The organism is Micromonospora sp. DT48, assembly GCF_049844495.1.
In the GTDB taxonomy this organism is placed as follows: Bacteria; Actinomycetota; Actinomycetes; order Mycobacteriales; family Micromonosporaceae; genus Micromonospora.
Genome location: NZ_JBNCLE010000013.1, coordinates 134,014 through 151,390, shown reverse-complemented (window position 1 = coordinate 151,390; position 17,377 = coordinate 134,014). Strand labels below are relative to the sequence as shown.

Below are 17,377 nucleotides of genomic sequence, written 5' to 3'. Positions count from 1 at the left end.
TCAGCCCGCCTGAACTACGCTTGAAAATCTCAAGTGATCTACGCCTGGGAGGCATCTATGGGCAGCCGCGACGGCCTGGACCTGCGCGCCTTCGTGCACGACTCGGCCGAGGAGACGGACACGACTCAGCGCCTGACGAAGCTCCTGACCAATTCCCCCATACCGACCGAGGAACTGGTCAACAACCTTCCCCTCTTCCTGCGCCGGCACCAGTTGACCGACCTGCTCTCCATGGACCATCTCTACCGTGAGGTTCTGGACGTGCCCGGCGTGATCATGGAGTTCGGTGTCCGGTACGGCCGCCACCTCGCCACCTTCACCGCGCTGCGCGGCCTCTACGAGCCCTACAACCCGCTACGGCGCATCGTCGGCTTCGACACCTTCACCGGGTTTCCCGACGTCAACGAAGTCGACAGAGTCGGCCCGACCGCGTACGAAGGCCGGTTCGCGACCCCCGGGGGCTACCCGGCGTACCTGCGGGAGGTTCTCGACGCCCACGAGTGCAGCGAGTTCTTCGGCCACGTGACCCAGCGCAGCGTGCTCGTGGAGGGCGACGTACGCGAGACGGTGCCGCGCTACCTGGCGGAGAACCCGCAGACCGTCATCGCGCTGGCCTACTTCGACCTGGACCTCTACGAACCGTCCAAGGCGGTGCTCGAGGCGATCCGTCCACACCTCACCAAGGGCAGCGTCATCGCCTTCGACGAACTGGACAACCCCAAGTGGCCAGGAGAGAACATCGCGATGCGGGAGACCCTCGGCCTGGACCACGCCGCACTGCGCCTGATCCCCGGCCGCCCGGCCCCCGCCTACCTGCGTTGGGGCTCCTGAATCCCGCGCGTCCTCCCGCAGATCGAGCCGGCCGGGCGACGTACGTATAAACTGGGGCTTACGTTTGCGTCGACTTATGGAGGGGTGGTGGAACCGCTGTCACACGGGCCGTCCACCCCCCGCACAGCGACAGTGAGGACGAAAGAGATGCCACAGGAGAAGACCGCGTCCGCCACGCGCACGGCGACCAAGAGCACCGCGGCTCGGAAGCCGAAGCCGCCGAACTACGATCCGTTCGTCCGGCACAGCGTCACGGTCGCGGCCGACCGCAAGACCGCCTTCAGGGTGTTCCTGGAGGAGTTCCCGCAGTGGTGGCCGGAGAACTTCCGCACCACCAAGGTCGGTGCGCCCCTGGGCGTCGACCCCAGGAAGGGCGGCCGCCTCTACGAAATCGACGAACAGGGCGAGGAACACACCTTCGGTCTGATCCGCACGGTGGACGCACCGGACACCCTGGCCGTCGGCTGGCGACTCAACGGCTTCGGCCGGATCGACCCGGACAACGCCAGTGAGTTCACCGTGACGTTCGTGCCGGACGGCCAGAAGAAGACCCGGGTCGAGGTGGAACACACCCACTTCGACCGGATGGGCACCAAGCACGCCAAGCGGGTACGCAACGGCATGGACAAGGGCTGGCCCACGATCCTCGCCTGCTACGAGAAGAGGATCAAGGAGGTGACGGCGAAGTGAGTGACCTCAACAACCCGGTGGCCGCCGGCCAGCCGACCGAACGGCTCATCGGCCAGCGTTCCCTTCCCGCCGGCGAGGCCCGCAGCGTCATCATCCGGCAGCGCTACGACGCGCCGGTCGACGAGGTCTGGAGCGCCTGCACCGACCCGAACCGGATCAACCGCTGGTTCATCGAGCCGAAGGGGGACCTACGCCAGGGCGGCACCTTCGACCTGCCGGGCAACGCCCACGGTGACATCCTCCGTTGTGAGCCACCGCGACTGCTCACCCTCAGCTGGATCTACGGCGACAAGCCCGACAGCGAGGTGGAACTGCGGCTCAGCGAGGACGGCTCCGGCACGCTGCTCGAACTGGAGCACGCCACGATCTCCGACCTGATGCTCATCGAGGTGGCCGTGGGCTGGGAGATGGCCCTCGACTTCCTGGGCATGTTCCTGCGCGGCGACCTCTCCGGCGCCCCCGTTCCCGAGGACGCCGCCGAGGAGTTCGAGCCGAGCCCCGAGATGATGCGGATCGCCCAGGAACGCGGCGCGACCTGGGCCGCCCTGGTCAACCCCGGATCCTGACCCCCGACGAGGCCGGCCCCGGTTCCCGAGAGGGAACCGGGGCCGGCCTCGTCGGGTGGGTCAGCGCTGCTTGCGGTTGTAGAGCAGGACGGTCGGCGTGGCGAACACGACGATGAGCGCCGCGCAGGCGAGCAGTCCCGCCGTGAGATCCCCGCCGGACAGATCACCGTGCATGAGCCCACGGGTGGTGGTCGCCGCATGGGTGACCGGGTTGAGCTTGACCACCGCCTCGAGCCAGCCCGGCATGGTCTGGGAGGGAGCCAGGATGTTGCTGCCGAACAGCAGGATGAACTGGAGCAGGTTGACCACACCGGCCGCGGCCGTCGGCTGCGGAATCAGCACCGCGAAGAACATCCACAACCAGCTCACACTGAAGGTGAACAGCTGCAGGTAGAGCAGCGCGAGCACCACACCGGTGAAACCACCGTCCGGGCGGAAGCCCAGCAGCAGACCCAACCCCAGCGGTATGACCGAGGTCAACGCGTACCGCAGGACGTCGCCGCCCATCGTGCCGACCAGCACCGCTGGTTGCCAGATGGGCGTGGAGCGGACCCGATCGAACATGCCGGTGGCGATGTCGCGGTTGAGCGTCAGGGCGCTCATCATGCTCGACGCCACCAGCGACAGCACGATCACGCCGGGCAGGAAGAACTGCAGGTAATCCCGAGGCGACCCGGCGATCGCGCCACCGAGCAGATACGTGAAGACCAGCGTCAGGATCACCGGGAACACCACGGCCGTACCGAGGTGGTCCTGGACGTACTTCAGCTTGATCAGCGTCCGCCAGGCGAACGTACGGCAGGCGAAGAGGGCCCCCGGCGCGGGTGGCCGTTGCAGGCCAGCCACCGACCGATCGGGGAACTCGGCCGCCGGTCGAGCCTGGGTGCTGGATGATGTCATGCCCCGACCTCCGCTTCCTCTTCTCGAGTGCCGTCCAACGTGGAGTGACCGGTGAGCGCGAGGAACACCGTGTCCAGCGACGGCTGCCCCAGGGTGAAGTCCTCGACGCTGATCCCCGCGCGGGCCAACTCGCCCAGGGCGCGCGCGGCCTGGTCGGCGTCGGGAATCTTCACCAGCAGCCGGGACGAATCCGACTCGGCGTCCACGCCCGCGCCGATCACGCGGGCAAGCAGCGTGCCCGCCTCGGCGCGGCGGGACGGATCGGCCAGCAGCACCTCCAGCACGCCGTCGGCGCGGCTGGTCTTCAACTCCGCCGGCGTCCCTCGGGCCACCACCCGACCGTGGTCGATCAGGGTCAGGTCATCGGCCATCTGGTCGGCCTCGTCGAGATACTGGGTGGTGAGCAGGACGGTGCCGCCGTCCTGGACGAGCATCCGGATCATCTGCCAGACCTCACTACGGCTGCGCGGGTCGAGGCCGGTGGTCGGCTCGTCAAGAAAGAGCAGCTCGTGCGTGACCACCATGCTCGCGGCCACGTCGATGCGCCGTTTCTGACCGCCGGAGTAGGTCTTGACCAGCCGGTTACCGACCTCGGCCAGCTCGAACGCCGCCAGCAGCTGCTCGGCGCGGGCGGTCGCCGGGCGGTGCCGTAGGCCCTGGAGGCGGCCGGCGAGGATCAGATTCTGCAGGCCGGTCATGTCCTCGTCGAGCGCCATGGTCTGCCCGGTCAGGCCGATGCGCCGGCGCACCGCCGACGCCTCGCGCACCACGTCGTGACCGAGCACCTGGGCACTGCCGGAGGTGGGCCGCAGCAGGGTCGCCAGGATCTTCATGGCGGTCGTCTTGCCGGCGCCGTTGGGCCCCAGTACACCGTGGATCGTCCCGGTGCGCACGGTGAGGTCAAGCCCGTCGAGGGCGCGCGTCTCGCCGTAGACCTTCACCAGCTCGTGGGTCTGGATGGCCAGCGCTGGGTTGCCTGTCATGCTCTCTCCCGTCGCGTCACAGCGAGCTCGGGCAGCTGAATCACGAGATCTTGCCCGGACCAAGCTACAGAAGCTACTTATATCATTCAAGCCTGCTATTAGTCGTGGCGACAATAACGCCGGGTCAATCCGGCGGGTCCAGCCAGAGGTTGGCCGCGTCGTACCAGCGGTCGACGTGCGGAAGGGGAATCGCGTCGCGTACCCGTGCGCTGGTCAGATGCTCGATGGTCGGCTCGCAGACCAGGATCGGCACGATCGCCACGTCGGCGAGGACCTGCTGGTCGACCTGGTGCCACAGTGCCGCCGCCGCGTCCTCGGTAGGCGCGGAGAGGGCGCGCTCGATCAGGTCGTCGACCATCGGATTGTGGTAGCCGCCGTAGTTCGCCGTGCCGACGGCGGTGTTGCTCTGAAACATCGGTTGGACGTAGGACCGGCCGTTGTTGCCGAACCAGTCGGGCATGAAGGCCGCCGGGGTGATGTCCCACTCCCCCGCCGCCGCCCGCAACGGATCCTGGAGGATGCGGTAGTACTCGTCGGTCTGGTCGATCTCCACCAGCCGGCAGTCGATTCCACCCCCGGCCAGGTCCTCGGCGATCGCCTTCGCCACCTGGCCGTGCACCGCGTCGATCCGGTAGATCATCGTCAGGGTGAGTCCGTTCGGATGACCCGCCTCCGCCAGCAGTTGGCGGCACCGCGCGCGGTCACCCCGGTCCCCGGGTGTCGGGTACGGGTCGTAGTCACGGTGGCCGACGTTGCCGGGCGGGATGACCCCGTGCGCGGGACGGGTCACCGTGCCGATGCCCATGTCGTCGAAGAACCGGACCAGCCGCGCCTTGTCGATCGCGTACGCGATGGCCAGCCGGACCTCCCGCCGGCGCAACGCGCCCGACTCCCGCGGACTGTTCAGGTTGAACACGAGGTAGGGGTTGAGGGCCCAGCCGAGGTTGCGGTCCGCCTCGGTGCGTCGGCGCGGCCGCCCCACGGCGGCGCCCCAGGACAGGTCCGCCCGACCGCTGGTGATCTCCTCGCGGACCCGTTCGTCGCTCACCCGGGCGATCCGGACGTCGATCCGGTCGACGTAGCGGCGGCGGATCGGGTCGGCGTCGGGCTTCCAGGCCGGATTGTGCGCCATGGTGAGATGACTGCCCGGGACGTAGGAGGTGACCCGGTAGGGGCCGTTGGAGCGGACCTGACGGATGAACTCCGGGCTGTCCGGGACGAGGTGGTCGTACTCGCGGGGGGCCGCCGAGGCGAACGGCATCGCCAGCAGGTGGAGCAGGTCGTTGGCGGGTCTGCGTAGCTCGATGAGCAACGTCCGGTCGTCGACCGCCCGCAGGCCGGCGATGTCGTGGCTGTTCTGGTAGTCGGCGAGCTCCGCGGCGGTGGGTGTGCGGCCGGCGAAACGAGCCCGGTAACCCTCGGCGAACTGCGCCATCCCGACGATGGTGCTGGTGTAGTAGGCGAGGGCCCCCGCGCCGGCCACCGGGTTGGCCATCCGCTTGAAGCCACGGACGAAATCGGCGGCGGTGACCGCCCGGTGCCCACTGGTGTCCCAGCACACCCCGTCGCGCAGTCGCAGGGTGTAGCGCCGGCCGTCGGCGCTGCGCCCGCCGTTGGCGACGGTCGGCAACTCGGCGGCGACGTCCGGGACCGGCACCAGGGCCCGGGAGTCCTCCGTGGTCGGGTAGCTGAACAGCTGCCGGGCGAAGAGCCGGATCACCTGGTGGGAGAAGGCGTAGTAGGCGGCGGCGGGATCGAGGTGGTCGAGCCCGCCGGGGCCGTAGAAGCGCAACGTGCCGCCGTGGCGTGGTCGTGGGCGGTGATCCGGCACGGTTCGACGACCTCCCTGCTCAGGCCGGCACGCCGAGGGCTACGGACATCACCGACCGGGTGGCCACCACCTGCTCCAGACGGAGGCCGGCGGCGGTGAACAACGGTTCGAGTTCGGCGGCCGTACGCTCCTGACCGGTGCGCGCGGCCAGCATCATGAAGTCCATCTCCTTGCTCTGGTGCGGGTCGTTGCCCTCCGGGACGATCGCGTCGACCACCAGCACCCGGCCGTGCGCCGGCATCGCGCGGCGGCAGTTGGTCAGGATCCGGACGCTCCGCTCGTCGTCCCAGTTGTGCAGGATCCGTTTGAGCACGTGCACGTCGGCGTGGGGCGCCTCGTCGAGGAAGTCACCGGCGACGACCTTCCAGCGCCCGGCCACGTCCGGCTCGTCGAGCCGATGACGGGCGACCACCTCGGCGCGGTCCAGCAGGATGCCCTGCAGACCGGGGTGTTCGCGCAGCACGGTGAGCAGGAAGCCGCCCCGTCCGCCGCCGACGTCGGCGACCGTGCCGGTGTCGGGAAAGAGGCCGGTGCGGGCGAGGATCAGGTGCTCGGCGGCGCTGACCGTCTCCATACCCTCGTAGTAGAGCGCCTCGACCTCCGCGTCGTTGTCGAAGTAGTCGTCCAGCGAGCGCCCGAAGATCTCGTCGAACGCCGGTCGGTGCGCCCCCAGCGCGTCGGTCACCCGGTGGCTCATCGTCCAGAACATCGTGTCGGTGAACATGAGGATGCCGGCCCGTGCCGGCACCGGGGAGTCCGACCGCAGCGCGGCGCCCTTGTCGGTGAGGGCGAACCTGCCGTCGTGTTCACGCACCACGTCCCGCACGGCGAGCAGTCGCAGCACCCGGCGCAGCCCGTCGACGTCAGTGCCGGTGGCGGCGGCCAGCTCGGCCGCGCTGCGCGGGCCGTCGGCCAGGTGGTCGGCGACGTTCACCGTCGCGGCCGCTCGCAGGGCCGCCGCATAGGTGTACCCCATCGCCTCCCGGTAGAGGGCCAGCGCCGACTGCAACCTGTCCATGTGTCCTCCGGACCCGAGTACGACTGCCGCACACGCCGCTTCAGATGCTATACCGGAATGAAGCGCGAGACAGGGCCAGGCGGCTCTTTACCGCAATTTGCGCGATAGCCCCGTCGCGTTTCACTTGAGAAAGTGATTGTTCTCAGCGCCAGCCCGGACCGCTTGTGCGGCCTCCGGACCCACCGTCGGCTACGAAGGGATCACCGTGAGCCATACCGTGGAGTCGCCCGGCTCGGCGACCGGCGCGGCGTCGGTGCCACCGAGCCCGTTGCGTACCGCGTCGTGGACCCGCATCCGGGAACTGTTCGCCCTGGACCCGACGACCGTGCATCTCAACACCGGAACCGTCGGCGCCATGCCGTACGAGGTCCTCGACACCGTCGACCGGGTCACCCGACAGTGGACCGGTGGGCTCCTGGACGTCTACCGGCCGGCCATGTTCACCGAGTACCGGGCCTTCATCGGCCGGACGTTCGGAGTGGACGAGGACGAGATCGTCATCTGCCACAACGCGACCGAGGGCGTCGCCCGGGTCATCCACGGGCTGGACCTGCATCCGGGTGACGAGGTGGTGACCACCACCCACGAGTGCTACTCGGTGCTGTCCAACTTCAACCTGCTGCGCAACCGGCACGGCATCGTCATGCGCACCGTCATCCCACCGTCGGGTCACGACGTGCGGGCGGAGGAGATCGTCGAGCTGGTCGAGGCGGCGATCACGCCGCGTACCCGGGTGCTGTCGTTCGCCGCGATCACCCTCTTCACCGGCACCATGTTTCCCGTCCGGCAGCTGTGCGAGCTGGCGCACCGGCACGGCCTGACCACCGTCATCGACGGCGCCCTGATCCCCGGCATGCTCGACGTGAACCTGCGCGACTACGGCGCCGACTTCATCACCTGCTCCGGCTCGAAGTTCCAGTGCGGGCCCCTCGGCACCGGCCTGATCTACGTCCGCAACAAGGTCGTCCCCGAGTCCAACCCGCTGCCGCTGCCCACCTTCTGGCCGCTCATCTCCACCTGGTACCCGATGATGGGCAGCCCGCCGCCGCGTACCACCACCGAGGTGGCCAGCTACAACATGGGCGACTACCTGCAGAGCGCCGGCAGCGCCAACCTGGCTCGCGGCGCGGCGCTGACCCGCGCCTTCGAGCTGTGGGACGACATCGGGCGCGACCGCATCGAGCGGTACGTGATGGATCTCGCCGAGTACGCGCGCGGCCGGCTGATCGACGCCTTCGGCGAGCAGGCCATGTACTCCCCCGGCGTCGACCCCCGGCTGCGCTCACCGCTGATCGCGTTCAACCCGTTCCGTCGCCCCGAGGACGCCTGGAACATCAAGAAGTTCATCACCTTCGTCAAACGGCTGGAGACCGAGCACCGGATCTGGACCCGGTGGACCGAGTTCGACGTCCCCGGGTCCCCGCACCAGCACTACGCGGCGCGCATCACCACACACCTGTTCAACACCCGCGACGAGATCGACCACAGCGTCCGGACGATGGTCCGCCTTGCCGAGGAGATGTCCTGAGGTGACCCAGGCACGCAGCACAGTGACCAGCCCATCCGGCACCCGGCAGCGGCACACCCTGCGGTTGCTCGGCGCCGCCGCCGTCCACCAGGCCGACCCGGCCGCCGCCTGGTCCCCGGCCGAACGCCAACTGCTGCGTCTGACCACGCGGCAACTGGTCAGCTACCGAGGGGCGGCCGACCCGACCGACTGGCGGGCCCTCGGCCCGGTCGGCGATCTCGCGGTCGACGTGCCGTCCACCTACAACGCCGGACTCGGCGCCAGCCACCGCTCGTACGTGGCACACCTGCGCCCGGACGTCTGGTGGGACACCCCGCAGCCGAGGCGGATCACCGCCCACGACGTCGTCCGCGGCTTCAAACGACTGGCCAACCCGGTGACCCGCCACCCCGCCCTGCCCTACTTCCGCAGCACCGTACGGGGCATGGACAGGTACTGCGACGAGTACGCCGCCGCCGTCGCCGGCCAGCCGGTCACGGCGGCGCTGCTGGCCGCCTTCGCCGACGCGCACGACCTGCCCGGCGTGTTCGCCCTCGACGACGAGACGGTCGTCATCGAACTCCTCCGCCCCGCGTTGGACTTCCCCGACATGCTCGCGCTGAGCTGCGTCTCCCCGGCCCCCGCCGAGTACGACGCGTACCTGCCGGGCAGCCCCGAACTGCACGCCCACCTCATCGCCAACGGCCCGTACCGGATCGCCGCCTGGCAGCCCGGAGACATCATCCGGTTGGAACCGAACCCCACCTGGCTGCCGGAGAGCGACCCGGTGCGGCGACAGCGCTTCGCCGAAGTCGAGTTCCGGGCCTCCCGCGACGATCCGGGCCGGCTGGCCGACCAGATCCGCGCCGACGTGGCCGACCTGCCGTGGGGGGTGCCCGTCGGCCAGGTGGGCGGGTACCGGGCCGACCCGTTCCTGGTGTTCAACCTGCGCGACCCGGCCAACCCGGCGGTGGCCACGGCAGCGGTCCGGCAGGTGATCGCCGACGCGATCGACCGGTCCGCGCTGGCCCGGATCGCCCGCGCCGGCGACCCGTGGTCGGAGGTCCGGGAGGCGTACACCGTGGTGCCGCCGGGCAACGACGGGCACCTGCCCCCGGAGCCGCCGGCCGACCCGGCGGCGCACGGCAGCCCTCGGGAGCGGCTCACCGCCGCCGGTCACCCGGACGGCCTCGTGCTGACCGCGCTCTGCCCCGACCGCGCCGAGGAACTGGCCCTGGCCCGTGCCTGGGCCGCCGACCTGGCCACGGCCGGCATCGAGGTCCGGCTGGTGGCGGTGGACGAGGCGACACACCGGGCGCTGCTCACCGGCGCCGCAGACGCACCGGCCCATCGCTGGGACGTCAGCAGCACGTCGTGGACGGCGCCGTGGGGGTACGGCAACGCGCGGGTGTTCCTCCAGCCACTGGTGGATGACGCACAACCCAGCGGCCACCGCGACGAACAGATCGACCGGATGGTCGAGCGGGCGGTCGACGCCGCCGACCCCCGGGAGGCCGTGGCGTGCTGGCAGCAGGTGCAGCGACTGCTGCTCGCCGAGGCTGCGGTCGTACCCCTGCTGTTCCGACGCCCCACCGGCGCGGCACCGCGCGGACCCCGGGTCCGCGGCGTCGACGCCCTGCCCTCGCTCGGTGGTCTGGCCGACCTCGGCGAGGTCCGCCTGGGCAGTGAACGGTGAGCAGCGCCGAGCAGGTCGTCGCCGACTACCTCACCCTCGGGCTGCGGATGGGTCGGTTGGTCGACGGCTACGTCGACTGCTGGTTCGGCGACCCGGCGCTGGCCGCCCGGGTCGCCGCCGAGCCGGCCGGCGACCCGGCGACGCTGGCCCGGCAGGCCGGTGAGCTGCTGGCCCGGCTGCCCGACGCCGACCTGCACGCCGACCGTCGACGGTTCCTCACCGCCCAGGTGCGGGCGGTGCGCTGCGCCGCCCGACGGGCCGCCGGTGAGCCGATCGGTTTTCTCGACGAGGTGCGCACCTACTTCGACGTCGAGATCGGGCTCGGCGACCCGCAGCGGTACGCGGCGGTGCACGACGCGATCGGCGCGCTGCTGCCCGGCAGCGGCCCGTTGATGCGGCGGGTGGAGGAGTTCTACGCCCGCAACGTGGTGCCGCCGCACCGGCTGGGTCCGGCGGTGCGCGCCGTCGCCGACGCGCTGCGCCAGCGTGCCCGGCCGTTGCTGGGGCTGCCCGCCGCCGAGCAGGTGGAGATCGAGGTGGTCCGCGACCGGCCGTGGAACGCGTTCAACCGCTACCACGGCGGGTTCCGCTCCACGGTGACCCTGAACGAGACGGCGGGCCGCACGATCGCGGTGCTGCCGCTGATGGCGACGCACGAGGCGTACCCCGGCCACCACGTCGAGCACTGCCTCAAGGAGGCTGGCCTGGTGCGGCAACGGGGCTGGGACGAGCACCGCATCGCCCTGGTCAACACGCCGCAGTGCCTGGTGGCCGAGGGCACCGCCGAGCACGGCGCGACGGCCCTGATCGGCCCCGGCTGGGGCCGGTGGACCAGCGAGCTCTTGGCCGACCAGGGCGTGACCGTCGACGGTGAGTTGGTCGAACAGCTGGTCGCTCTGGTCAACCAGCTCATGCCGGCCCGTCAGGACGCGGCGATCCTGCTGCACGACCGGGGCGTGCCGCCCGACGACGTCGTGGCGTACCTGCACCGATGGCTGCTGCTGCCCCGGGACCGGGCCGAGCAGATCGTCACCTTCCTGGTCGATCCGTTGTGGCGGGCGTACTCCACCACCTACGTCGAGGGCGCCCGCCTGGTCGGCTCGTGGTTGGCCGCCCGACCGGCCGAGCTGCCACTGCTCGAGCGGTACCGCACCCTGCTGGTCGAGCAGGCGCTACCCGGTCAGCTGCACGACGACGTCGTCGCGGAGACGGTCGCTGCGGGCCCGGCGTCCGGCTGATCCGACCACGGCCCACCGGCGGCCCGAGCGAGGTCGACGGGTACGACGACGGGACGCGGCACCCCGCACGCCAGCGCCGGTGGCCTCACCGGCGTCGGGACAGGTACGCCTCGATCGCGTCGGCGGCGCGTACCGCGCCGCCGGCCTGCCGCACCTGCCGGCGCATGGCCGCCACCCGCTGCGCCAGCGCGGGGTCGGCGGCGACCTGCTCGACGGCGGCGAGCAGCGCCCGCCCGTCGGCTTTCTCCCCGGGCAGGAGCAGACCGAGACCGAGCTGGTCGACCCGGCGGGCCATCGGCTGCACGTCGAAGGAGTGCGGCACGACGACCAGTGGACGCCCCCAGTGCAGCGCCTCCATCAGGGTGCCCATGCCACCGTGCGTCACGCAGACGATCGCCCGTTCCAGCACCTCCACGTGCGGCACCCACGGGTGCGCCTCCACGTTCGGTGGCAGCTCACCGAGCTGCGCCGGGTCGACCTGGTCGCCGAGGGTCATCACCAGGTGCCAGGGCTGGTCGGCGAAGGCGCGGGCACAGTCGCGGAAGAACTCCGGTCGGTCGTTGAAGGTGGTGCCCAGCGACACCAGCACGACCGGTCGGTCGTCGGCGGGCGGCGTCCACCGCCCGAGGAAGCGTCGCGGCCCGAAACAGGGCCCCACGAACTCGAACCGCTCGTCGAAGCTCTCCCCGGCGATCTGGAACGCCTGCGGCACGAACACCAGATTGAACGGCTCGACGTGCCGCCAGCACGCGACCACCGATCGGCTCAGGCCGTGCTCGGCGAGCAACGCCGCCAGAGTGTCCCGGAACGCCGGGAGGTCCAGCGGGTCGATCGTGCCGGCCAGCTCGATCATGTCCTGGGAGAAGGAGTAGTGCTCGTTGGAGGCGAAGGCGGCGCTGAGCCGACCGGCCGGCCGATCCCACCGGGCGGCCAGCAGTTGCCCGGCGATGAACGGGAAGTCGTCGTAGAGGACCAGGTCCGGCACGTCGTCGTCGAGCGCGGCGGCGGTGGCCCGCAGCACCGACGTGTTCTCCCGCAGGTACATCAGGTGCGGTCGGACACCGAGGTCGTCGGCACCGAAGACCTCGGCGGCGTCCGCGTCGATGATCTCCGAGGTGTACGGCACGACGGTCGCGCCGGCGGCGGCGACCGGCACGGCGAACCCGCCCGCGGTGACGTAGCTGACCCGGTGTCCGCGTGAAACCAGCTCGGTGACCACCGCCAGGGTGGGCAGGACCAGACCATGGCTGGCCACGTTGACGAAGAGCAGGTGGGCCACCGGTCGACTCCGTCCGTGGTCGCGTCCCCGCACCGGGGCACAGGATTCAGGTCAGGACATCCAGGCGTGCGGTGCCGGACCACCGCGCCCCGGCGGGGGGAAGAGTTCGTCCAACCGGGCCAGTTCGTCGGCCGCCAGTGGCCGGTCCAGGGCACGCAGGGCACCGTCGAGGTGCTCCGGCGTACGTGGGCCGACCACGGCGGCGGTCACCCCCGGCCGGTGCAGCACCCACGCCATGCCGACCTCGGCCGGGTCCCGTCCGAGGTCGGCGCAGAAGCGTTCGTACGTCTCCAGCGTGGCGCGGTGCCGGGCCAGCCCTTCGGCGGCCCGCCCCTGGGCGGATTTCACCGCCGTGCCCTCCGCCTGTTTGCGCAGCACCCCGCTGAGCAGGCCACCGTGCAGCGGGGACCAGACCAGCACGCCGATGCCCTCGGCCGCGGCGGCCGGCAGCACCTCCAACTCGACGTACCGGCTGACCAGGTTGTAGACGCACTGCTCGCTGGCGAGACCGAGCAGCCGATGTCGGCGAGCGGCCTCCTGCGCGCTGACCAGGTCCCAGCCGGCGAAGTTGGAGGAACCCACGTAGCGGACCTTGCCCTGGCGCACCAGGTGCTCCATGGCCTGCCAGATCTCGTCCCAGCCGACTTCCCGGTCGACCTGGTGCATCTGGTACAGGTCGATGGTGTCGGTCCGCAGCCGACGCAGCGACGCCTCGCAGGCGGCGACGACATGCCGGGCGGACAGACCTCGGTCGTTGGGGCCGTCGCCCATCGGGTTGCCCACCTTGGTGGCCAGCACCACCGAGTCGCGGCGGGACGGATCCCTGGCCAGCCAGCGACCGATCATCTCCTCGGTCCAGCCACGGTGGACGCGCCATCCGTAGATGTCCGCGGTGTCCACCAGGTTGACCCCTCGGCTCCACGCGTGGTCCAGCAGCCGGTGGGCCTCCGCCTCGTCGACCCGACCGCCGAAGTTGACAGTCCCGATCGCGACCCGGCTCACCCGCAGGCCGGTGCGGCCGAGCCGGACATACAGCGACACCACCGGTACCTCCCCTGAGGCCGGATCCGACATCCGACCCCCTTGCACGATATAGATTTTTGAAGCTTCCGGCGTGAGTGGTCAGGAGTTCCGCAATCACGAAGAACGGCCAGGGCAACTGAAGAGCCTTCCACCCTTGACCAGCCCAAACAAATCACTTGAGAATCATGTGGCACCTATCGAGGGGGGCGAGATGATCCCGTTGTCCAAGGTCGCCATGTCACCGGACGTCGGCCGGCGCGTCTCCGCCGTCCTGCACAGTGGTCGTCTGGAGCACGGGCCGACGGTGGCCGAGTACGAGGCCGCGGTCGGCGAACGCATCGGCAACCCCCGCGTCGTCTCGGTCAACTGCGGCACCGCCGGACTGCACCTGGCGCTGAGCCTCGCCGCCCGCCCCGGTCCCGGAGGAGCCGATCGGGCCGAGCCGGGAGAGGTGCTGAGCACCCCGCTGACCTTCGAAGGAACCAACTGGCCCGCCCTCGCCAACGGGCTGCGGGTGCGCTGGGTCGACGTCGACCCGGCGACGCTCAACGTCGACCTCGACGATCTGGCGGCCAAGATCTCGCCGGCCACCCGGGCCATCGTGGTGGTGCACTGGCTCGGATACCCGGTGGACCTCAACCGGCTCTGCGCCGTGGTGGACCAGGCCGCGGCCCGCTACGGGCACCGACCCCTGGTGATCGAGGACTGCGCGCAGGCGTGGGGCGCCACCTACCGGGGCGCCCCACTCGGCACGCACGGCAACGTCTGCGTGTTCAGCACCGGCGCGATCAAGACCCTCACCACCGGCAGCGGCGGACTGGTGGTGCTGCCCGACGACGACCTGCACGAGCGGCTGCGGCTACGCCGGTGGCTGGGCATCGAGCGGGCCTCGGACCGGATCACCGGCGACTACGACGTCGTCGAATGGGGTTACCGGTTCGTCCTCAACGAGATCGGTGGCGCGATCGGGCTGTCCAACCTCGAACACGTCGACGAGTTGCTGCGCCGGCACCGCGAGAACGCCGCCTACTACGACAAGGAGTTGGCCGGTCTCGACGGCGTCGAACACACCGAACGCGCCGACGACCGGGATCCCTCCTTCTGGGTGTACCCGCTGAAGGTGCGTGACCGCCCCGCGTTCATGCGCCGGCTGCACGACGCCGGCATCGCCAGCAGTGTCATCTCCCGCCGCAACGACGCGCACAGCTGCGTGGCGTCGTCGCGGGCCCACCTGCCCGGCCTGGACTCGGTGGCCGACCGGCTGGTCTACATCCCGGTGGGCTGGTGGCTCACCGCGGAGGACCGGTCCCACGTCGTCGAAACGATCAGATCCGGCTGGTGAACCGCGCCAGCCGCCACCCCGACCCGAAGGGCACCGACATGCGCGTCCTGTTCGTCTCCTCACCCGGAATCGGTCACCTCTTCCCCCTGGTCCAGCTCGCCTGGGGCTTCCGCACGGCCGGCCACGACGTGGTCATCGCGCTGGCCGAACACACCCAGAAGGCCGCCGCCGCCGGTCTGGAGGTGGTGGACGTGGCCCCGGACTACAGCGCGGTCAAGGTCTTCGAGCAGGTGGCCAAGGACAACCCGCGGTTCGCCGAGACCGTCGCCACCCGCCCCGCCGTCGACCTGGAGGAGTGGGGCGTGCAGATCGCCGCGGTCAACCGGCCGCTGGTGGACCGCACCATCGCCCTCGCCGACGATTTCAAGCCCGACCTGGTCGTCTACGAGCAGGGCGCGACCGTCGGGCTGCTCGCCGCCGCACGCGCCGGAGTACCCGCCATCCAACGCAACCAGAGCGCCTGGCGCACCCGGGGAATGCACGCCTCGATCGCCTCCTTCCTCACCGACCTGATGGACAAGCACCAGGTCACCCTCCCCGAGCCGAGCGTGACCATCGAGTCGTTCCCGCCGAGCCTGCTGCTGGAGGCCGAGCCGGAGGGCTGGTTCATGCGCTGGGTGCCGTACGGCGGCGGGGCGGTCCTCGGAGATCGGCTGCCGGCGCCCCCGACCCGCCCGGAGGTGGCCATCACGATGGGCACCATCGAACTCCAGGCGTTCGGCATCGGCGCGGTGGCGCCCATCATCGCCGCCGCCGCCGACGTGGACGCCGACTTCGTGCTGGCGCTCGGCGACCTCGACATCACCCCGCTGGGCGCGCTGCCGCCGAACATGCGTGCGGTCGGCTGGACGCCGCTGCACACGCTGCTGCGCAGCTGCACCGCCGTGGTGCACCACGGCGGTGGCGGCACGGTGATGACGGCGATCGACGCCGGCCTGCCGCAGCTGCTCGCGCCCGATCCCCGCGACCAGTTCCAGCACACCGCCCGGGAGGCGGTCAGCCGACGCGGCATCGGCCTGGTGAGCACCGCCGACAAGGTCGACGCGGACCTGCTGCGGCGGCTGATCGGGGACGACTCGATGCGCACGGCGGCGCGGGAGGTCCGCGAGGAGATGCGGGCGCTGCCCACACCGGCGGAGACGGTACGGCGCCTGATCGAGCATGTCGCCACCTGAGCCGGATCCCGCCGTCCGCCGGACGACCCGGCGGACGGCAGGATCAGCCACCGGAGGGAGAACCTCGTGTCGGCCGATGCGGTGACCGCGTTCGACCCGACCGCCGACGACGTCCGGCGCGACCCGTACCCGTCGTACCACTGGCTGCTGCGCCACGATCCGGTGCACCGGGGCGCCCACCAGGTCTGGTACGTCTCGCGTTTCGCCGACGTCCGCGCGGTACTCGGCGACGAGCGGTTCGCCCGTACCGGCATCCGCCGGTTCTGGACCGAGCTGGTCGGGCCCGGCCTGCTCAGCCAGATCGTCGGCGACATCATCCTGTTCCAGGACGAGCCGGACCACGGCCGGCTGCGGGCAGTGGTCGGCCCGGCCTTCTCCCCGGCGGCGGTGCGCCGGCTGGAACCGATGATCGAGGCCACCGTCGAGGACCTGCTGCGCCCGGCGCGGCCCCTCGGCGCGATGGAGGTCGTGGCCGATCTGGCGTACCCGCTGGCACTGCGTGCGGTGCTCGGGCTGCTCGGCCTGCCGGCCGGCGACGCCGACGCGGTCGGCGACTGGTCGCGTGCCGTGGGCCGGACGCTGGACCGGGGCGCCACCGCCGAGGACATGCGACGGGGACACGCGGCCATCGCGGAGTTCGCCGACCACGTCGAACGGGCGCTGGCCGGCCGGCGCGACGACGGTGCGGACCTGCTGGCCCTGATGCTCGCCGCCCACCGAGATGGGCTGATGAGCCGCAACGAGATCGTCAGCACGGTGGTCACCTTCATCTTCACCGGCCACGAGACAGTGGCCAGTCAGCTCGGCAACGGCCTGCTCAGCCTGTTGCAGCACCCGGAGCAGCTGGCGCGGCTGCGCCGCCGGCCGCACCTGCTGGAGCGGGCCGTCGAGGAGTGCCTGCGCTTCGACCCCGCGGTGCAGTCGAACACCCGGCAGCTGACCGCCGACGTCGAGCTGCACGGCCGGCGGCTGCGCCGCGACGACGTCGTGGTGGTTCTCGCCGGCGCGGCCAACCGCGACCCCGGGCGGTACGACCGGCCCGACGAGTTCGACATCGGTCGCGACCCGGTGCCGTCGATGTCCTTCGGGGCGGGAATGCGCTACTGCCTCGGGTCGTACCTGGCTCGGCTCCAGTTGCGGACCGCCCTCGGCGTCATGGCCGCGCTGCCGGATCTGCGCCTGGCCACCAGCCCGAACGAACTGACCTACCAGCCTCGAACGATGTTCCGTGGGCTCGCGAGGCTGCCGGTCGTGTTCACGCCCGCCGGCTGACCGTCACCGGCACGGTCCGCGTACCC

Annotated in this window: 14 protein-coding genes and 1 pseudogene; 9 read left to right on the top strand and 6 right to left on the bottom strand. The window is 70.9% G+C overall.

Annotated elements, in window-relative coordinates; all coding sequences use genetic code 11:
- The first annotated feature begins 57 nt into the window (after positions 1-57).
- From ACLQ2S_RS17760 to ACLQ2S_RS17750, 3 genes are all read left to right on the top strand, one after another.
- On the top strand, positions 58-831 hold the full coding sequence (locus ACLQ2S_RS17760; RefSeq protein ID WP_425702107.1) for a class I SAM-dependent methyltransferase: 774 nt from the start codon (positions 58-60) through the stop codon (positions 829-831).
- Positions 832-978: 147 nt separating this feature from the next.
- Positions 979-1,521 (top strand): SRPBCC family protein, encoded by a 543-nt coding sequence (locus tag ACLQ2S_RS17755; RefSeq protein WP_425702106.1) that lies wholly within the window; start codon positions 979-981, stop codon positions 1,519-1,521.
- On the top strand, positions 1,518-2,087 hold the full coding sequence (locus ACLQ2S_RS17750) for an SRPBCC family protein (protein ID WP_425702105.1): 570 nt from the start codon (positions 1,518-1,520) through the stop codon (positions 2,085-2,087). The genes ACLQ2S_RS17755 and ACLQ2S_RS17750 overlap by 4 nt, the downstream gene beginning before the upstream one ends.
- 60 nt (positions 2,088-2,147) lie before the next feature.
- Here the strand turns inward: ACLQ2S_RS17750 and ACLQ2S_RS17745 are convergent, their stop codons facing one another.
- From ACLQ2S_RS17745 to ACLQ2S_RS17730, 4 genes are all read right to left on the bottom strand, one after another.
- Complete coding sequence (locus tag ACLQ2S_RS17745) at positions 2,148-2,987, bottom strand: ABC transporter permease (RefSeq protein ID WP_425702104.1); 840 nt, start codon at positions 2,985-2,987, stop codon at positions 2,148-2,150.
- Complete coding sequence (locus ACLQ2S_RS17740; protein ID WP_425702103.1) at positions 2,984-3,970, bottom strand: ATP-binding cassette domain-containing protein; 987 nt, start codon at positions 3,968-3,970, stop codon at positions 2,984-2,986. Before ACLQ2S_RS17740 ends, ACLQ2S_RS17745 begins: the two co-directional genes overlap by 4 nt.
- 124 nt (positions 3,971-4,094) lie before the next feature.
- Complete coding sequence (locus ACLQ2S_RS17735) at positions 4,095-5,801, bottom strand: ABC transporter substrate-binding protein (protein ID WP_425702102.1); 1,707 nt, start codon at positions 5,799-5,801, stop codon at positions 4,095-4,097.
- A gap of 19 nt (positions 5,802-5,820) precedes the next feature.
- Positions 5,821-6,819 (bottom strand): methyltransferase, encoded by a 999-nt coding sequence (locus ACLQ2S_RS17730; protein ID WP_425702101.1) that lies wholly within the window; start codon positions 6,817-6,819, stop codon positions 5,821-5,823.
- A 136-nt stretch (positions 6,820-6,955) separates the two neighbouring features.
- Here ACLQ2S_RS17730 and ACLQ2S_RS17725 point away from each other — a divergent pair, with 136 nt between their 5' ends.
- Genes ACLQ2S_RS17725 through ACLQ2S_RS17715 form a run of 3 tightly spaced genes read left to right on the top strand, consistent with a single transcriptional unit; the run spans position 6,956 to position 11,260 of the window.
- Positions 6,956-8,347, top strand: coding sequence for an aminotransferase class V-fold PLP-dependent enzyme (locus ACLQ2S_RS17725; RefSeq protein ID WP_425702100.1), 1,392 nt, complete (start codon positions 6,956-6,958; stop codon positions 8,345-8,347).
- A 1-nt stretch (position 8,348) separates the two neighbouring features.
- Positions 8,349-10,022 carry an ABC transporter substrate-binding protein gene (locus ACLQ2S_RS17720; protein WP_425702099.1) on the top strand — a complete coding sequence of 558 codons (1,674 nt, stop codon included), beginning with the start codon at positions 8,349-8,351 and terminating at the stop codon, positions 10,020-10,022.
- The gene (locus ACLQ2S_RS17715; RefSeq protein ID WP_425702098.1) at positions 10,019-11,260 is read left to right on the top strand and encodes a DUF885 domain-containing protein; all 1,242 of its coding nucleotides are present in this window, start codon (positions 10,019-10,021) and stop codon (positions 11,258-11,260) included. The genes ACLQ2S_RS17720 and ACLQ2S_RS17715 overlap by 4 nt, the downstream gene beginning before the upstream one ends.
- Before the next feature lie 85 nt (positions 11,261-11,345).
- Here ACLQ2S_RS17715 and ACLQ2S_RS17710 read toward each other — a convergent pair whose 3' ends face one another.
- Positions 11,346-12,539: a macrolide family glycosyltransferase gene (locus ACLQ2S_RS17710; RefSeq protein WP_425702097.1), complete on the bottom strand. Its 1,194-nt coding sequence runs from the start codon at positions 12,537-12,539 to the stop codon at positions 11,346-11,348.
- Between the two features lie 51 nt (positions 12,540-12,590).
- A complete protein-coding gene (locus ACLQ2S_RS17705; RefSeq protein ID WP_425702096.1) occupies positions 12,591-13,613 on the bottom strand; it encodes an aldo/keto reductase in 1,023 nt (340 codons plus the stop codon).
- 160 nt (positions 13,614-13,773) lie between these two features.
- Between ACLQ2S_RS17705 and ACLQ2S_RS17700 the strand changes: the two genes are divergently transcribed.
- From ACLQ2S_RS17700 to ACLQ2S_RS17690, 3 genes and pseudogenes are all read left to right on the top strand, one after another.
- Positions 13,774-14,904, top strand: coding sequence for a DegT/DnrJ/EryC1/StrS family aminotransferase (locus tag ACLQ2S_RS17700; protein WP_425702095.1), 1,131 nt, complete (start codon positions 13,774-13,776; stop codon positions 14,902-14,904).
- Between the two features lie 38 nt (positions 14,905-14,942).
- Positions 14,943-16,079, top strand: a complete 1,137-nt coding sequence (locus ACLQ2S_RS17695) for a nucleotide disphospho-sugar-binding domain-containing protein (protein ID WP_425702152.1) — start codon at positions 14,943-14,945, stop codon at positions 16,077-16,079.
- Positions 16,066-17,351 (top strand): annotated as a pseudogene (locus tag ACLQ2S_RS17690) (cytochrome P450). Before ACLQ2S_RS17695 ends, ACLQ2S_RS17690 begins: the two are co-directional and overlap by 14 nt.
- Positions 17,352-17,377: the final 26 nt, after the last annotated feature.